This is a genomic window from Mycobacterium novum, assembly GCF_010726505.1.
In the GTDB taxonomy this organism is placed as follows: Bacteria; Actinomycetota; Actinomycetes; order Mycobacteriales; family Mycobacteriaceae; genus Mycobacterium; species Mycobacterium algericum.
Map to the genome: position 1 here is coordinate 353,663 of NZ_AP022562.1, position 18,112 is coordinate 371,774.

At 70.0% G+C, this 18,112-nt stretch carries 8 protein-coding genes; all 8 read right to left on the bottom strand.

Going from position 1 to position 18,112, the window contains the following annotated elements; all coding sequences use genetic code 11:
- Window positions 1–31 precede the first annotated feature (31 nt).
- The gene (locus G6N19_RS01690; protein WP_193465653.1) at window positions 32–529 is read right to left on the bottom strand and encodes a hypothetical protein; all 498 of its coding nucleotides are present in this window, start codon (window positions 527–529) and stop codon (window positions 32–34) included.
- An 86-nt stretch (window positions 530–615) separates the two neighbouring features.
- Window positions 616–846, bottom strand: a complete 231-nt coding sequence (locus G6N19_RS01695) for an MbtH family protein (protein WP_013828481.1) — start codon at window positions 844–846, stop codon at window positions 616–618.
- Window positions 846–2,141 (bottom strand): NADPH-dependent L-lysine N(6)-monooxygenase MbtG, encoded by a 1,296-nt coding sequence (mbtG, locus tag G6N19_RS01700; RefSeq protein WP_232062485.1) that lies wholly within the window; start codon window positions 2,139–2,141, stop codon window positions 846–848. The genes G6N19_RS01695 and mbtG overlap by 1 nt, the downstream gene beginning before the upstream one ends.
- On the bottom strand, window positions 2,138–6,556 hold the full coding sequence (locus G6N19_RS01705; RefSeq protein ID WP_193465655.1) for a non-ribosomal peptide synthetase: 4,419 nt from the start codon (window positions 6,554–6,556) through the stop codon (window positions 2,138–2,140). The genes mbtG and G6N19_RS01705 overlap by 4 nt, the downstream gene beginning before the upstream one ends.
- Complete coding sequence (locus G6N19_RS01710) at window positions 6,553–13,080, bottom strand: non-ribosomal peptide synthetase (RefSeq protein WP_193465656.1); 6,528 nt, start codon at window positions 13,078–13,080, stop codon at window positions 6,553–6,555. Before G6N19_RS01710 ends, G6N19_RS01705 begins: the two co-directional genes overlap by 4 nt.
- Window positions 13,077–16,007, bottom strand: a complete 2,931-nt coding sequence (locus G6N19_RS01715; protein ID WP_193465657.1) for an SDR family NAD(P)-dependent oxidoreductase — start codon at window positions 16,005–16,007, stop codon at window positions 13,077–13,079. The genes G6N19_RS01710 and G6N19_RS01715 overlap by 4 nt, the downstream gene beginning before the upstream one ends.
- Entirely contained in the window at window positions 16,001–17,344 is a 1,344-nt protein-coding gene (locus G6N19_RS01720; protein WP_193465658.1) for a beta-ketoacyl [acyl carrier protein] synthase domain-containing protein, read from the bottom strand. The genes G6N19_RS01715 and G6N19_RS01720 overlap by 7 nt, the downstream gene beginning before the upstream one ends.
- Window positions 17,337–18,083 carry a thioesterase II family protein gene (locus G6N19_RS01725; protein WP_013828475.1) on the bottom strand — a complete coding sequence of 249 codons (747 nt, stop codon included), beginning with the start codon at window positions 18,081–18,083 and terminating at the stop codon, window positions 17,337–17,339. The genes G6N19_RS01720 and G6N19_RS01725 overlap by 8 nt, the downstream gene beginning before the upstream one ends.
- Window positions 18,084–18,112 lie beyond the last annotated feature (29 nt).

Below are 18,112 nucleotides of genomic sequence, written 5' to 3' on the forward strand. Positions count from 1 at the left end.
GCGCTGGGCCGTTCTTTGATCGCTGCCCGACTCAGTGCGGCAGCCGGCCGACGATCTCCTCCATCAGCTCGTCGGCCCCGTTCTGGGACAGCATCCAGCCGTTCTGGTCGGTGAAGGTCACCGGCTTGGTGATCGGGGCCGGCAACCCGGGTCCGGTGGCGGTGATATCGGCACTGACGGTGTCGGGACCGGTCGACGCGATGTCGGTCGCGGTGAAGGTCAGCGGAAGCCCACCGTGGTGGCCCAATCGGCGCAGCTGATGGTCCAACACATCGGCTTGGTGCCGCTGCAGACCACCGGCCACCAAGCCGCTTTTCACCTCCGCGGGAACCTGCGGATCGACCAGGTTGTCGAGGATTCCGGTGAGTTGCTCGGTGCTCGGCAGGTTCGTGGCCGGCGGCGGGTCCTGCGGATGCGGCGCGTGAAACACCGTGAGCGGGGGCTGGTTCGGCACTTCAGCGACCGCCACGCCCGGCACGGCGATCGCGGCCGCCAAGCCCATACCGACGGTGAGCAGTTTCACGGACATAACCACGCCTTTCTGATTGCGTCGAGCAAAAACCATGGGGTGAGTCTTCATCCGAGGGTAGTGGCATCGACACAAGCGTGGCCGGGTTACCCCCGTTCGGCCGCCATGGCATCACGAAGGCTCTTCGGCCGCAGGTCAGTCCAACGTTGTTCGACATACTCCAGACAGGCCGCGCGGGCCGCGCCCTGCTCGCCGCCGTAGACCACCCGCCACCCGGCGGGAACGTCGGCGAAACTGGGCCAGAGGCTGTACTGGTCCTCATCGTTGATCAGCACGTAAAAACTACCGTTGTCGTCGTCAAAGGGGTTGGTGCTCATCACTTCTCCTCGATATCGTTGCGTCGGACGGTAACCAGGTGGTTGCCGAGGGCGGGGGCAGTCGGGCGGGCGCCCAGGATCCGGTCGGACAGCAGACCCAGGCAGCTCAGGTTAGGGAAACCCGGCCCCTGGGTCAGTCCGGCAAGGTTGGGCAGGAACAGTTTCGGGGTGACTCCGGCGACGGCCAGATCGTGGCCGACCGCCTCGGCCAACCGGTCCCCCGACAGCGGCCCGCCCAGGCCCAGCTCCAACAGGTCCAGGGTGTCCTGCCCGAACAGCGACACGAACCACAGCGGGTCGGCCCCGGAACCGTCGATCACCAGGTCGAAGCCGTGCACGGTCTCGAAGTTCTCGCCGCCCCGATTGGTGCTCAGCGTCAACCGGATCCGGCCGTCACGAGCCACTGCGTGCGCCACCCGACCACGGAGGTGCCGGATCCGGTCGTCGGCCAGCAGTGCGTCTTGCACCCGTGCCGAGAACACACCTCGGTCGGTGCGGGCCAGCGCATCCCGTCGCTCGGCCAGTGTCAGCGCGGACCAGTCGGTCGGATCGGAGAACAGCGCGTTCTCGAAGAAGCCTTCTCCGCGGGTGAATAGCGTCACCTGCGGGGAGATCACGGTGATCGTCGAGACACGGTGTCGAAACAGTTCGTTGAGCATCGACGCGGCGGTTTCACCACCACCGATGACGGCCACCCGCGCAGCGCTGATCCGGTCGGCCGCGGCCCGGTGCCAGAACTGCGCGATCGAGAGCACCAGTGGGTTACCGGGCAGGATCGACTTCTCGGCCTGGCCCGGACCGGTGATCATCACCGCGTCGGCGGCCACTTCGGCCTCCCGAGTGTGCAGCGCCCAGCCGTCGCCGGCCACGGCCAGCCGATCGACCTCGCCGGGGACCACGGTCAGCGCCACGGCATCCGCGACCCAACGAAGGTACTGGCTCCATCGCAGATGGGTGGGAGCCGGACGGCCGCGGTCCACCCATTCGGCGAACTGGCCGGTGGCGATCAGGTAGGACTGCCAACTGTAACGGGTCATCCGCTCGTCGAGTTCGGCGTTGCGGCCCGCCACCAGCGCCGAGCGGTACGGGAAGCCGACGTCCTTCTCCGGGCTGGTTCCCAGTCGGTGTGCCCCGTCGGTCCACCCGCCGGTCGCCCGCCAGTTGGCGGCCACCTCGGTGCGTTCGACGGCGACGATTTCCGGTGTCGCGACGCCCATCTCACGCAACACCGCGGCCTTCGCGGCCACCGCGACCGCCTTGGCGCCTGCGCCTACCACTGCCAGGGTGCTCATCACAGCTCCTCCACCAGGTCGCGCAGGGCCCCGGTGAACAGTTCCTGCAGTTCGGTGATCTCGGCGCCGCCGAGGATGTCGGGCAGTGTCCGCCACTGGGTCATCACCACCGGGCCCGCCCCGAGGTCGGCCACCGCGGCGAAGATACCGAGCTCGTGACGCACCGCCTGATCGGGTTCGGGCACCGACGGCAGGCCGGCGATCAGGTCGGGCGCCAGGGCCGGCCCGTCCCCGACCCGGTCGACGCGGCCGAGGTAATTCAGCAGTAGTTGCGGACCCGGCTGGCCGGCGAACCGGGCTGCGGTGTCGTCACGCAGATAGGCCAGCAATCCGTAATCGATTCCGCTGCCGGGGATCTCGGCCAGTGCCCGCGCGACCCCAATCGGGTCGGCCTGATGAATCCGCAGCGGGTAGATCGACGTCAGCAACCCGGCGATGTCGGCGGAGTCGACGCGGCGGCCCTCGTACACCAGGTCTTCGGCGCGTCCGTGGGTCTCCAATGCCAGCAGCGGCGCCGGGTCCTGCTGTCCGCGCCGAGTCCGCCAGGCCCGGATCATCCGCGCGGTCGCCGCCACCAGCAGATCATGCATCGGCGCACGCGACGCCAGCAACGCTGCGGTGACTTCCGGGTCGGCGACGGCCACCGAAACCGTGAGGTCACCGGCGCGGTCGTGGTCCGGACGGACCCTCCGAGCGCCCAGTTGGGGATCGTGCCCGGTGATCTGGTCGGCCCAGAAGTCCACGGTGTCCAGGTTTTGCGCCCGCGCGCTCAGCGCCGCCGCCCAGCGCCGGTAGCCACTCCGCTCGGGCAGCGGATCTGCGCCGGCCAGCGCGGCGTGCAACTCGCCCAGAACCACCTGCCATGACACCGGGTCGAGTGCCAGCACGTGTGCGCACAGCAGCAGCACGCCGGTCCCGGTCGGCGGACGCAGCCATACCGCGCGCAACAGCACCCCGTTCTCGGGGTCCAGATCCGCCAGCAGCTTGGCGCCGTGCTCGGTGACCGCAACGAGGTCAGCCGGCCCGTCGGCGCCGACGGTGATTTCGGTGAGGATGTCGGCGGGTTCGACCGGGCACAACGTCATGGTGTCCGGGTCGAGGCGTGTCCGCAGCACCGGGTGCGCGGCGACGATCGCGGCCAGCGCCGACCGCAACTGTCCCGCTTCGATGTCAGCCGGCACCCGAACCGCCTCGACCTGCCCGAGCCGGCGCGGGCTGCCGTACTGGTAGAGCCAACGGCCGGCGGGCAGCAGCGGGATCGGCCCGTCATCCGCGACGGCCACCGCGTCCGATTGGCCGGCCGCGGCGGCTTCAGCGGCTTCAGTATCCATGGCGGCGGCCATGTCCCGGATCGTGGTACAGGTCAATGCGGTCCGCGGACGCATCGGCAGTCCGGCCCGGCGAGCCGCCCGCACCATCGCCAACGCCACGATGCTGTCGAGGCCCAGGTCGCGTAGATCGGTCTCGACGCCGGGCGCCGGGCTTTCCGGGCCGGCGAAGATCTCGGCCATCAGCTCGACCAAAATCCGCTCGGTCTCGGTAGCCGGCTCATCGCCGGGCCCGACAACGGGCCCGGCGCGGGCGAGTAGCGCCAGCAGCTCTTCAGCGTCCAGCTTTCCGTTGGGGGTCAAGGGCATCGACTCCACCACGACGATCCTGGCCGGCACCAGGTACGCCGGCAGCCGGGCACTGACCGCTGTCCGCACCCGGGCCGCGTCCAGGCCGGTGCCGGTGACGAATCCGGCCAGTTGCGTTCCAGTGGCGCCGTCCACGGGCAGCACCGCTGCTGCCGCCACCCCGGTCGCCGCGGCCAGCGCTGCTTCGACTTCGGCGATCTCGACCCGGTAGCCGCGCACCTTGACCTGGTCGTCGGCACGGCCCAGGTAGATCAGCCGGCCGTCGGTGCGGCGCCGGACCAGGTCCCCGGTGCGATACATCCGGCCGCCGGCGTGAAACGGGTCGGCGACGTAGCGGGCCGCGGTCGCGCCGGCCCGGCCCAGATAGCCGCGGGTGACCTGCGCGCCGGCCAGGTACAGCTCGCCGGCCACCCCGTCGGGCACCTCCCGCAACGCGGAGTCCAGCACGTGAGCGGTCATGCCCCGCACCGGTTCTCCGATCACCGGCACCTCGGTGTGGGCGACGTCGGCGACGACGGCCTCCACCGTGGTCTCGGTGGGGCCGTAGCAGTTGTGCACGGCGACCGACGATGCCGCCGAGACCCGACGCAGCCTCGTCCAGACGTGCGGGGCGATCGCCTCGCCGCCGAGCGCCAGCACGGTGAGGCGGTGGGCGGCGTGCGCGTCGAGCAGGCCGGCGTCGAACAGCTGGGTGAACATCGACGGCGACGTGTCGATCATGTCCAGCCGGTGTCGGCGGACACCGTCGATGATCGCCTCGGCATCGCGCATCTCCTCGGCCGAGAACAGGTGCACGGCCTGTCCGCCCAGCAGACCGACCAGCGGCTGCCAGCTCGCGTCGAAACTCAGTGACCAGGCGTGCGCGACGCGCAGGGGCCGTCCCAGGCGGGCCATCGCCGGCGCGTACATGCGCTGCTGATGGTCGGCGAAGTACGACGTCAGTGCCCGGTGGGTGCCGATGACGCCTTTGGGCTCGCCGGTGGAACCGGAGGTGAAGATGACATAGGCGGTGGAGTCCGGGTGGATCCCCGCCGGTGTGGGGCACCGCTGCGCAGCATCGGATCGCAACTCGGCCAACAGCTCGGCGGTCAGTGTGAGCTTCGGATCGGCTTGGCGCAGAATCGATTCGATCCGTTCCTTCGGAAGATCGACATCGACCGGCACGTAGGCTGCTCCGGACTGCAGCACGGCCAGGATGGCGATGACCGAATCGGCCGAGCGCGGTAGCGCAATCGCAACCCGGTCCTCGGGACCGATTCCGCGCCCGGCCAGTGCCTGCGCCAGCCGGCTCGACTCGGCCTCCAGCTCGGCATAGGTCAGGATCTGCTGCTCGCCGGTGAGCGCCGGGTTGTCCGGGTGGCTTGCTGCGGCGACGGCGAACAGTGCGGGCACGGTCGCCGCCGGCGCAGCCACTGGCGAGTCGTGGCGGGAGCGTTCGACGGGCAACAGTACGTCCAGGTCGGCGACGCGCGGCCGCGCCGGGTCGACCAGTTGGCGCAGCAGCTGCAGCAGTCGCCGGCCCAGGTCCGGCGCCGACAGTTCGCCCAGGGCCTCCGGCACCGCTTCCAACAGCAGGGTGAGCCTGCCGTCGCGGGGCGGATAGCTGACCACGGTCAGCGGGTAGTGGGTCAGGCTCTCCACGGTGACCGGGATGAACTGCACCCCGTCCGGCGTGGTCACCCCGGCTGCCGCCGACCCGATCGGGGCGTTCTCGAACACCAGCAGGGTGTCGAAGACAGCGTTACGTGCGGCCCGTTGCACAGCTGCCAGGCTGAGGTAGCTCAAGTCGCGCATCGCCGCGGTATCCCGTTGCAGGGCTTGGCAGACGGTGACCACCTCGGCGCCGGCCGGTGTGGCGGCGACCACGGGAACGGTGTTGATGAACAGGCCGACCATGGATTCGACGCCGGTGAGTTGCTGGGGCCGGCCCGACACCACCGCACCGAACGCCACCTCGCGACGGTCGGTGAGTCGTCCGAGTAGCACCGCCCAGGCGAACTGCAGCACGGTGTTCAAAGTCAGGCCGTTTCGGCGGGCCCACTCGGTCAGCCGGGCGGTGTCGTCGGGATCCAGGGCCATTTCGTGGGTCTGCGGCATGACGCTGCCCAGCTCGGTTCGCTCGCCGTCGGCCAAGATGGTCGGCGCGGTCAGTGGCGCCAGGTACTCGCGCCACCGCTCGGTGGCGGCGGTGACATCCTGGGCGGCCAGCCAGCCGATGTAATCGCGGTAGGGACGCGGCGCGGGCAACGGGTCGGTGCCGCCGGCGCGGTAGATCGCCACCAGTTCGTCGAAGAACACCGCCATCGACCAGCCGTCGACCAGCAGGTGGTGCACGGTGAGAATCAGCCGGTGCCGATCGGGCGCCGAGCGGGCCAGCACGAAGCGCAGCAGCGGGCCGCGGGCCAGGTCGAAGTTGGTGGTGCGTTCACTACGTGCTATCTCATCGAATTCATCTGGCGTCGCGTTGATTTCCCGCCATGGGACCGTGACGTCGACCGGTACGATCTGCACCGGGTGCGGCAGGTCGACATCCCAGAACGACGCCCGCAGGTTGGCGTGCCGGCTCAGCATGGCCTCGGCGCTCCGGCGCAGCAGTTGCGCGTCGACGGTCCCGACGATGTCTATGACGAACTGCACGGTGTAGACGTCGACCCCGTCGTCGGCTGCCAACCCGTCAGTGGCCAGCTTTGCCAGCGAGAACAGTCCCTGCTGCAGCGGGGACAGTGCCAGCACGTCCTCGATCGATGACGCGGTGTTGCGCTGTGTTGAGGCCTCCGTCACGGTGAGTCGCCCCAACTCGCGGTGAGATCGGCCAGCGCGTCGCTGCTCAACCCCGAGACACTCATCGGGGCGAACGCCGTGTCGGCGGCACTATCGGTGCCGCCTCCGGCCGCGGCAAGGCGGTCGGCCGCGGCGGCCAGTCCGGCGAATGTCGGGTGCTCGAAGATCATCCGCGGGTCGATGTCCAGTCCGGCGGCGCGCGCCCGGGCGGCCAGTTGCACCGAGAGGATGCTGTCGCCGCCGAGCTCGAAGAATCCGTCACTGCGGCCGATACGTTCGACGCCGAGCAACTCGGCGCAGATACCCACCAGTGTCTTCTCGGTGGCAGTCACCGGCGGGTCGGCCTCGCCGCGCGTGGCCACCGTCGGCTGCGGCAGGGCCGGCCGGTTCAGCTTCCCCGAGTCGGTCAGTGGCATGGCTTCCAGCACCGTCAGCGACGACGGCACCATGTAGCCGGGCAGTTCCGCCGCCAGCGCGGCGCGCACCGACGCGACGAACGGCGCCGCGTCGGCGACCGGTGCGGCCGGCACCAGGTAGCCCGCCAGGGTGGTGGCACCCCGCTGCTCCCAGGTCCGGGCGGCAGCCGTCGCCACCCCGGGGGCAGCGCGCAACGCGGCCTCGACCTCGGCCAGCTCGACCCGGAAGCCACGCACCTTGACCTGGTGGTCGGTGCGGCCGACGAACTCGAGTACTCCGTCGGTACTCCAGCGGGCCCGGTCCCCGCTGCGGTAGAGCCGGTCACCGGGGCTGAACGGGTTGGCCACGAATCGGGTGGCGGTCAGCCCGGGCCGCTTCCAGTAGGCCTGCACGATCTGCGGACCTGCATAGTAGACCTCGCCGACGACGCCGGGCGGCACCGGCCGCAGCGCGTCGTCGAGCAGGTAGGCCTGCGAGCCGGGTGTGGGTCGCCCGAGTTTCGGTGTGGGAGGCGTCAACTCGCCGCGCACCGCGGCCCCGGATGTCTCGGTGGCACCGAAGTTGTTGAGCAGTTGGCTGTTTGAGTCGAGCACCGCGGTCAGCCGGGCCAGCAGGTCTGCCGAGACCGGCTCGCCGCTGCAGACCAGGCGGCGCAGGCCGCGTACCGCATCCGGTGCCGAATCCACCAGCACCGAGATCAGGCTGGCCACCGCGGTCACCTGGGCCACCCGCTCGGTTGTGATCAGCCGGGCCAGGGCTTCGGGATCGCGGAACTCGTTGTCGTCGGCCAGGATCATCGTCGCCCCGGCCGCCAGCCCGGCCAGCAACTCCATGCCGCCCTCGAGGAACGTCATCGACGACTGGGCCAGTCGGATGTCGTCACCACCGTGCACCGGGTAGTGGGCCAATTGCCAGTTGAGGCGGGCGCTCATCGAGCGGTGGGTGCCCAGCACCCCCTTGGGCACGCCGGTGGATCCGGAGGTGAACACCAGATACATCGGGTCCTCCGGGTGCGGCACCGGAAGGTTCGTTGCGGGAGGGTCTTTCGCCAGCTGGTCCTGCACGTCCGCGTCGTCCAGGCACAGCAGTGTCGGCCCGTCCGGCATCGCGGCACGGGTCGTCGAGCTGACGACGATCACCTTCGGCGCGACGGGGTCGGAAAAAACGTCGTCGACCATGAACTGCAGGCGCTGCCGCGGATAGCCGGAGTCCAGCGGGAAGTAGCCGGCGCCTGCCTTCATGATCCCGACCAGCGCCACGGCCAGGTCCAGGTCACGCCGAACCGACAGACCCACCAGGGTTCCGGGCTGCACGCCCGCCTCGATCAGCAGCCCGGCGAGCCGGTCGGAGCGGCGGTGTAGGTCCGGATAGCTCAGCTCGGCTCCGGCGCAGCGCACCGCGACACCGTCGAAGCTCCGGCTCGGCGCGAGCACCTCGGCGATCGTCTGCGGATCACCGTCGCCTATCGGCGCGCCCTTGCTCCATTGGTTGAGGATGCGGTCGCGTTGTTCGTCGTCGATCAGGCCGATGTCGCGCAGTCTGCGCTCCGGTGCGCCGGCCATCGCCGCCAGCACCCGGCCCAGCCAGTCGGCCAGTCGCTGCACGGTGGATCGTTCGTAGAGGTCGGTGCGGTAGATCAGGCGGCCGTCGTAGCCGGCGCCGTTGGCGGTAGTGGCGAACAGGTTCACCGACAGGTCGGCGTGCGCGATGTCGAACGTCGGCATCACGGTGCGGAAGACCAGGTCGTCTTCACCATCGCCGCTGTCTCCGCTGTTGATGAGATGGGTGACCTCGGCAGCGTCGCGTACGTGCACCACCACCTGGAACAGCGGGTTGCGCGACAGCGTCCGGACTGGGTTGAGCGCCTCGACCAGTCGATCGAAGGGCAGGTCGGTGTTCGCGTAGGCCCCCAGCGCCACTTCGCGTGCCCGCAACACCACATCGCGCAGTGTCGGGTTGCCGTCCAACCGGTTTCGCAGCACCACGATGTTGACGAAGAACCCGACCAGGTTGTCCAGGGCGTTGTCGGTTCGGCCGGCGACCGGAACACCGAGCGGGATATCGTCGCCGCTGCCCGCCAGGTGCAGCAGCACCGCGACCGCGGCCTGCACCACCATGAACTCGGTGGCGCCGGTGTCGCGGGCCAACGCCGCCAGCCCGGCCCGTACCTCCGGGGTCACGGTGAAGGCGACGGAGTCGCCGGCCCCGTCCGCGGTGGCCGGCCGCGGGAAATCGGGTCGCGGGCCGGTGTCATCGGCCAGTCCGGCAAGTTGTTCCATCCAGTAGCGGCGCTGCGCGTCGATCAACCCGGATTCGTCAAGCAGCAACTCCCCCTGCCAGTGCGCGAAGTCGGCATACCGCAAAACCGGCGGCGGCCACGACGGCGCACTGCCGGCAGCCCGGGACCGGTACGCGGTCAGCAGGTCGGTGAAGAGCACCTCGACGGACCAGTGGTCGGCGGCGATGTGGTGCACCACCAGTGACAGCACCCGCTCATCGCCGGGTAGGTGCAGCAGTGCCGTCCGGATCGGCCAGTCGTGCTCCAAGTCGAATGCGCCGGCACGCTGTTCGTCGAGCCGGTCTCCGGTCCACCGCTCGACCGCCTCCGGATCGCTTTCCGGGCACCGCAATTGGGCTACCTCGACCGGTACGGGCGGGTTGATGATCTGGTGGGGCACTCCGTCGATCTCACAGAACGTGGTGCGCAGGCTGTCGTGGCGGGCCACCACGTCGTTGATCGCAGCGGTCAGCGCGGCGGTGTCGCAGGGACCGGTGAGCCGGGCCGTCAGCGGGATGTTGTCGCCGGTCGCCCGCGGGTCGAGCCGGTAGGCGAACCAGGTGCGCAGCTGGGACGCCGATACCGGAAGCGGCCCGGTTCGGTCGACCGCGACCAGCGGCGGGCGACCCGGCCCGGTCTCCCCGGCCGGCGCCCGATCGATCGCGGCGGCCAGCCGGGTCACCGTGCTTGCCTCGAAGATGTCGCGGATGCCGATCTCTACGCCGCACCGGGCCCGGATCTCGGCGACCAACTTGGTGGCCAGCAGCGAGTGACCACCGAGGTCGAAGAACGAGTCGTCGGCGCCAACCTGCTCTCGGTCCAGTAGCTGCGAGAACAGTTGCGCCACCGTGTGTTCAGTGTCGGTCTGCGGCTCGCGGTAGGGGGCCGACTCGATGGGCTGCGGGTCGGGCAGGGCGGCTCGGTCGATCTTGCCGTGAGCGGTGATCGGGATGTCGTCGACCACCACATAGGCCGCCGGGGCCATGTACTCGGGCAGCGCGGCGGCGACCCGGGCCCGGATTCGGGGGATCTCAACCGTGTCTTCGTCCGCGCCACGCTCCGCGGGTGTCAGGTAGGCGACCAGGCTGCGGCCGAGCCCGGGCAGGTCGGAGACGACTACCACGCACTGACCCACACTGGGGTCGACCGAAATGGCCGAGGCCACCTCGCCGAGTTCGATGCGAAAGCCGCGGACCTTCACCTGGTCGTCGGCGCGGCCGATGAACTCCAGGTCGCCGGCGACGTTGCGGCGGGCCAGGTCACCGGTGCGGTACAGCCGTCCTCCCGGCGTCCACGGGTCGGCGACGAAGCGTTCCGCGGTCAGGCCGGGACGGTCGAAGTAGCCGCGGGCGACATGTGTTCCGCCGATGTAGATCTCGCCGATCACCCCGACCGGCACCGGCTGCAGCGCGTCGTCGAGCAACCACATGGTGGTGTTGATGTTGGGACTGCCGATCGGCACGACCCGGTTGCCCTGCGCGCCCTCCACCTTGTAGCGCGACGAGTTGACCACCGTCTCGGTGGGGCCGTAGAAGTTGTGCAACATCGCATCGAAGGTGGCATGGAACTTATCCGCCAGCTCGCCCGGCAGCGGCTCGCCGCCGATCGGGATGCGTCGTAGGGTGCGCCACTGTTTGACCCCGGGCAGCGACAGGAACAGCCCCAGCAGTGAGGGTACGAAGTGCATGGCGGTGACGCCCTCGCGCTGCAGCAGATCGGTCAGGTAGCCGATGTCGCGCAGCCCGTCGGGGCGTGGAATCACCAGCCGGGCGCCGTTGCCCAGCGTGCCGAACAGTTCACCGATAGACACATCGAAGCTGGGCGAGGCGACCTGCAGCAGTACGTCGGTGTCGTCGATGCCGTACTCGTCCCCGAACCAGGTCAGGTACTCGGTGATCGGAACGTGGGACACCTCGACACCCTTGGGCAGGCCGGTCGATCCCGAGGTGTAGATGAGGTAGGCCAGATTATCCGGCCGTAGCGGGCGCACCCGGTCGGCATCGGTCGGGTCGGTGTCGGGACGATCGGCCAACGCCTCGGGCGGGAGGGGCTCGCGCATCACCAGGGCGGCCCGGGCGTCGCCCAGGATGAACTCGATGCGGTCCGGCGGATATTCGGGGTCGACGGGAACGTAGGCCGCGCCGGCCTTGGCGATACCCAGCGCCGTGACCACCAGGTCGACCGAGCGACCGAAGAGCACCGCAACCTTGTCCTCGGTGCCGATACCGGCGGCGATCAGGTGATGTGCGATCCGGTTGGCACGGGCGTTGATCTCGGCGTAGGTGTAGCGGCCGTGATCGTCGACGACAGCGATGGCGTCCGGGGTCAGCGCCGCCCGGTCGGCGACCAGTGCGCCGAGCGTCGTCGGAGTGGCGCTGAAGTCCGGCCCGCGAGAAGCCGCCTCCAGCCAGCGGCGATCGTCGTCTCCGAGCATGTCGAGTTCGCTGACGGCCGCCTGCGGTTGTGCGACGGCGGCACCCAGCAGTTGCACCAGGTGTCGCAGCAGTTGGTCGACGAGCGCTTCGTCGAGTACGTCGTGCAGGTATTCGGCTTCGATCAGCGCGCCGCCGTCGTGGGAGCCACCGGCCTCAACCATGATCCCCAACGGCAGTTGGGCGATCTTGCCGCGGTAATCGGCTCGGACACAAGTGATTCCGTCCGGGTGGAAACCGTCACCGCCGCCGGACCGGAATCCGAAGCTGAGCCGGGTGAGCCGCTCCACGCCCCCGTGGCGGCGGTCCGGGTTGAGCTCACGGACCACCCGGTCGAGATTGATGCCTTGGTGGGCGAACGCACCCAGTGCGGTGTCGCGGGTGCGGGTCAGCAGGTCGCTGAATCGGTCGGATGCGCTGACCCGGGCACGCAGCACCACGGTGTTGCCGAAGTAGCCGATGGTCTCCTCGGTGCCGGCCGTTCGGTTGAGAACGGGTGAGGCGATCAGGAAGTCATCGGTGCCGGTGTAGCGGTAGATCAGCGCGGAGAGCGCCGCCGCGACCACCATGTAGGGCGTTGCGCCGTTGTCTCTGGCCAGATCGGTGATGCCATCCATCAATTCGGCCGGCAGCGGCCGGGTGCACAGCCCGGCTCGCAGGGTGTGGGGCACCGCGGAACCGCGCGGGCCCGGCAGTTCCAGCGGGTCGGGCGGCTCGGCCAGCAGGGTGCGCCAGTAGTCCAGGTCGGCGCCGTGATCGGAGACCGGTGGCGTGCTGACCACAGGCGCGGGCGGGCGGGCGGCGAACGCATCGGGGTCGGTGTAGGCGGCGGTCAGATCGGCGAAGAAAACCGGCCAGCAGGCGTCGTCCCAGGCGATATGGTGGGCGACCAGCAGCAGAATGTGTTCGTCGGGCCCGAGCCGGATCACGTTGAGCCGCAACGGGGAATCGGATTCCAGTCGGAACGGAGTGGCGAACTCGCGCTGGGCCAGCACCTCCAGGCGCAGTGCCCGGGCCTGTCCGGCGAGCTCGGTGAGGTCGTGTTCGGTGCAGGCCGGCGTGACCGCTGCGAGCACCGGTCGCGGCTCGCCGTTGTCGTCGACGCGATACGTGGTGCGTAGCAACGGGTGACGGTCGGCCACCGCGGCCAGAGCTGTACGCAACCGGTCGCTGTCCAGTCGGCCCGACAGCCGATAGGAGACCGAGATGTTGGCGACGGTGCCGTCGGGGTCCAGCGCCTGGACGAACCACATCCGGCGCTGCCCGTCGTTCATCGCGGGTTCGGCGGGTTCGGTGGTCGGCGCGGTTCCGGCCAGCCCGCGTTCGGCGAGCCGGCGGCGCAGCAACTCCAGTCGCAACTCGGTCGCGTCGGTCGACTGGTCGACGGTGTCGGTCATGGGTTAAAACAGTCCTTTCGCGTCGCCGCGGCAGCAGCGGTGTCATCACGGAGCGTCGCGGTCAGTTGCGCCGCGGTCATGCCCGCCAGCAGCGGTCCGAGCGCCACCCTTCTCCCGGTTGTCCGGGCCAGCCGCTTGCGCAGGTCCAGGGCGAGCAGTGAATCCATGCCGAGGTCGACCAATGCCCGATGCATGTCGATGTCGTCGGTGCGGTCCAGGCCGAGCACCGCCGCGAGTTCGCCGACCACGACGTCGCCGACCGGGCGATCCCCCGATATGGCACTCGCGGGTGCCGCGGTGACGTCGAAGGGAGAGGGAACGCCCTGGCTGTCGAAGAACACCCCCAGCCGGTCGAAGTCGGCGGCCAATATCGCCGGGTCGTTCGGCGTGGCGCTGAGCCCCGCGGTGATCGCGGCCTCGGGCGCCATCGGGGTCAGACCGGTCCGGGCGATCCGGTTCTTCTCCTCGCCGCTCACCACGGCCACGCTCTGCCACAATCCCCACCGGATCGAGTTGGCGCTACGGCCCTGCGCCCGCAGTCGGCTCACCAGGGTGTCGGCCATCCGGTTGGCCGCTGCGTAGAGGCCGTGTCCCGAGCCGCCCCACAGCGCCAACACCGACGAGCAGACCAGCACCTGGGCGTCGGCGCGCTGCGGCCAGTGCCGCACCAGATTGTCCAGGCCGATCACTTTGGCGCCGAGGGCGTCCCTAACCGCTGCCTCGGTGATCTGCTCGGCGGCGACCGCTTCCGCCGACGCGGTGTGCACCACGAGCCCGGCCGGGGCCGGGTGGTGCTCGGCGATCAGCGCCGCAAGTGCGGCATCGTCGGTGATGTCGCACCGGATTGCGGTGATGCGAGCCCCGGTACGCATGCGCAGGGCAGCCAATCGGTCCACGGTGGCGTCGGTGTCGCCGCTGCGGCTGAGCAGGCTGATGTCGCGGGCGCCGTGGTCGGCGCAGAACGCCGCGAAGGCCATCCCGATGGCGCCGGTGCCGCCGCTGATCACCACGTTCTCCGGGATCGCGGGCACGGCCGGGGCGGCATCGGATCGCACCAGTCGGCGCACCGAAAGGCGGCCGGCGCGCACCGCGACTTCGGTGTCGGTCAGGCTCAGCGCGGCCACCGCGGCGCCGATGTCGTCGGCGGTCGGATCGACTGGCAGATCCAGGTGCGCGAACGTCTGGTCGGGGTGGGCGAATCCGGTGCTGCGGTGCAGTGCCGCCAGCGCGGCGGCCTGGGGCCGCGGCGGCAGGTCACCGTCGAGTTGCTCGGCGCCGGCGGTGATGAGCCAGACCCGTCGGCAGTGGACTCCGAGCGCCGGCGGCGCCTGGGCCACGGCAGGACCAGTGAACGCGGTAGCCACCGCGGTGATCTCGATATCGTCGGCGGGGGGTGCGACGAGCACCAGCTGTTCGGCATGTGCCGGGTCCACGGGGTCGGCGCCCATCGCGGCGATCAGTTCTGCTGCGAGCTCCGGCGATTGCCCGGTGTAGTCGATGACGGCCATCCCGGCGGGCCGATCTTCCGGGACCTCGATCGATTGCCATTGTTCGCTCATGACCACCGGCAGCCGGTGGCGCGGCGCGGGGGTTTTCCTGCCGGCCCACAGCCGGGTGGTGTGCATCGGCGCGTGCGGGAAATGGCGCAGCGGCGCGGCAGCCGGCGCGGCGAAATCCCGCCAGCGGTAACCGGGGTCGGTGATGGCCGCGGCGGCGATGTTGGCCGCCAACGCCTCGCCGGCCGGCTGATCACGGTCGGTGCTGGCCAGCACCTGAGCGGTGCCGGCGACATCTCCGAGAGGCACGAGCAGGGTGGGATGCGCCGACATCTCGATGAAATTGGTGACACCGCGCGCCACTGCGGCGGCGGCGGCCAGGTCGAACCGCACCTGCTGGCGGAGATTGTCGAACCAATACTGCCGGAAGGTCTTTCCCGGCGGGATCGGCCCGCCGTACACCGATCCGATGAATTCCACCGGGGCGCCGTGGAATTGCGCATCCGGTAACCGCGCGGTCATGCGGTCGCGCAGCGGCTCCAAGACGCTGGTGTGCGCCGGGTAGCGTACCGCCAGCTCGCGGGCGAACACCCCGCGCCGGTCGGCGCGTTCCAGGATCTGCTGCACCGCAGCCCATTCGCCGGAAACCACGACCGACTCGGGACCGTTGATCACCGACAGCTCCAGCCAGCCCGAGATGCCGGCGATGAGTTCGGCGGCGTCGTCGGCGGCCAGGGCGATCATCGCCATGCCGAAGCGGCCAGCGGCGTTGTCGGCCAGCAGATCGGTCAGTTCCGCACGCGCGATCACCACCGCCGCCGCGGCATCCAGGTCCACCGCTCCGGCGGTGTAGGCGGCGGCGAGTTCCCCCAGGCTGTGACCGACGGTGATGTCGGGCAGTACGCCGAAATGTCGCCAGGTGGCGGCCAGCGCCGCGGCGTGCGTGAACTGGGCGGCCTGCACCACCACCGGATCCGGGTCGTCGGCGCCGCGCAGATAGGTCAGCGGCGAGGCGTGCCCGGCGCGGCGGAAGGCATGCTCGCAGCGGTCCGCCTCGGCGCAGTAGGCCGCAATTTCGAACAGGTCGGCGCCCATGCCCGGCCACTGGTTGCCCTGCCCGGGAAACACGAAGGCGATGCGGGCGGCCTCCTGACGGTGCGACCGGGCCACCAGCGGATGCTCGACATCGTGGTAGACGGCGTCCAGGCCGCTGATCAGTTCGTCGGTGTCGCGCGCCCGAATCACGGTGCGGTACCGGCGGATCGGGCGGGTGGCCCGCAGCGTTTGTGCGACGGCCCCGACGCCGGCGGGCCGGTTGCGCAGGTAGCGTGCCAGCGCGCCGGCTTCGGCCTGTACCAGGTCGCGGGCGTGTGCCGAGATGAGGACGGGGGTGCGGCCGTCGGGCAGCGTGGCCGGGTGACTGTTCAGCACGCTGCCACCGCCTGGCTGTCGCGGGTGTCATCGACAGCGACGATCACATGCGCGTTGGTGCCACTCATCCCGAACGCCGAGACCGATCCGATCCGGCGGCCGTCGCTCGCCGGCCAGGCGGTCAAGGCGTCGGCCAATGTGACGCCCCCGCCCTCCCCGCCGTCCCAGTCGACGCCGTCGTGCCACCCGTCGTCGACGTGCAGCGTCGGTGGTATCGCCCGGTTTTCGGCGGCAAGCAGCACCTTGCTCAGGCCGAGCGCACCGGCCGCGGCCTGCGTGTGCCCGATGTTGGACTTGACCGACCCGAGCCGCGGTCCAGCGCCCGGCTCGGTGGCTGCGCCGTACACGTTGATCAGCGACCGCAGTTCGACGGGGTCACCGACCCGGGTGCCGGTGCCGTGCCCCTCGATCATCCCGACCTGGCGTGGGTGCACGTCGGCGTCGGCAAGCGCGTGCCGGAACAGCCGCTGCTGCGCCTGCTCACTGGGGGTCAGCAGCCCGGTCGTGTGCCCGTCCTGGTTGAGCCGGCTGGCCAGAATCTCGCCGTAGATGTGGCGATGTTCGCGCAGGGCGGCCGACTTGCGCTGCAGCACAAATATTCCGGCGCCTTCGGCCCATACCGTTCCCGAGGCGGCAGCACTGTAGGGTCGGCAATGGCCATCGTCGGAGAGCGCGTGCTGCTTGGAGAACTCGACGAAAAATCCGGGTGAGCCCATCACGCACACACCACCGGCGAGCGCCATGTCGGTGTCGCCGGTCCGAATGGCCTGTATCGCCAGGTGCAGCGCCGACAGCGCTGACGAGCAGGAGGTGTCGACGGTGATCGCCGGTCCGGCCAGCCCGAGGGTGTAGGCGACGCGGCCGGAGATCACCGACAGTGCGGTGCCGGGTAGCAGGTGACCGCTGTGCTCGGAGAACTGAGCCATGTCCGGGCCATAGCCGGTAACGGATGCGCCGAGGTAGACGCCGACGTCGTGGCCGGTGAGTTCGTCCGGGTTGATGCCGGCGTCCTCGCACGCACGCCAGGCCACTCGCAGCGCAACCCGCTGCTGCGGGTCCATCGCAACGGCTTCGCGTGGCGCGATGCCGAAGAAGCCGGGGTCGAATTCGGTGGCGCCGGACAGGAACCCCCCGGAGTCGCAGAGCGGTTTGAAACCGTCGCGGTGTGATCCGTCGATGAGTTCGTGCACCGCCCAGTCCCGGTCGTCGGGAATGGTGCTTAGTGCTTCGCGCCCGTCAGCCAGCAGTGACCAGTACTGCTCGGCGGTCTCGATACCCCCGGGCGCTTCGACACCCAGACCGACTATGACGACCGGATCCTCGCACCGGTCAGGCATTGGCGATGATCCGATTCGCGAGAGCGTCAATGTGCTCGTAATGGTAGAAATGCCCGCCGTCGTACAGCGAGAGCGTGCAGGCGCCGGTGGTGTGATCGGCCCAGCGCTTCAGCAGGTCAGTGCCCACCCGGTCGTCAGATCGGCCGCCGAGCACGTTGATGTCCGCGCGGATGGTCACCTCCGGCGCGCACCGGTAACGGTTGAACGCCTGGTAGTCCGCGCGCACGGGGGTCAGCAGCAAGGCGAGGAACTCCTGGTCGGCGAGGATTCGAGGGTCAGTGCCGCCGAGTTGCTCCAACTCCGCGCGCAGGTCGGCGTCCCCGGTCGGCACCTTGCGCAGCCCGGCCACCGCGCCCGGTGCCGGCCCCGCCGAGGCCCACAGCCGCTGGACCTCGATACCGCGCTGTTCGGCAAGGCGGGCGAACTCGAATGCGACGATGGAGCCCATGCTGTGGCCGAACAGCCGCAGCGGGCCGAGTTCCTCCCAGGGGCCGGCGTCGAACAGTCCTTGAGCCAGCTCCGGCAGGGTCTCGGCGGCAGGTTCGCGAAACCGGTCGGCGCGCTGCGGATACTGCATGACGTAGGTGTCGACGCCGCCGGCCAACGCCAGCGCCAGCGGGCGGTAATTGACGGCCGCTCCGCCGGCGTGCGGGAAGACCAGCGTTGCCGGGCCGGGGCCGGAGAAGTGGCCGATCCAGGTGGGAAAACGCGCGACGGCCGAGATGTCGTCGCCGGCCATCCGATCTCCTCCGCACACTCGCTGGGTGT

What these genes read in the sequence shown, in the direction of transcription:
- G6N19_RS01690 (WP_193465653.1), bottom strand. Translation starts at nt 529, where the DNA reads ATGTCCGTGAAACTGCTCACCGTCGGTATGGGCTTGGCGGCCGCGATC.
- G6N19_RS01695 (WP_013828481.1), bottom strand. Translation starts at nt 846, where the DNA reads ATGAGCACCAACCCCTTTGACGACGACAACGGTAGTTTTTACGTGCTG.
- G6N19_RS01710 (WP_193465656.1), bottom strand. Translation starts at nt 13,080, where the DNA reads ATGACCGACACCGTCGACCAGTCGACCGACGCGACCGAGTTGCGACTG.
- G6N19_RS01720 (WP_193465658.1), bottom strand. Translation starts at nt 17,344, where the DNA reads ATGCCTGACCGGTGCGAGGATCCGGTCGTCATAGTCGGTCTGGGTGTC.
- G6N19_RS01725 (WP_013828475.1), bottom strand. Translation starts at nt 18,083, where the DNA reads ATGGCCGGCGACGACATCTCGGCCGTCGCGCGTTTTCCCACCTGGATC.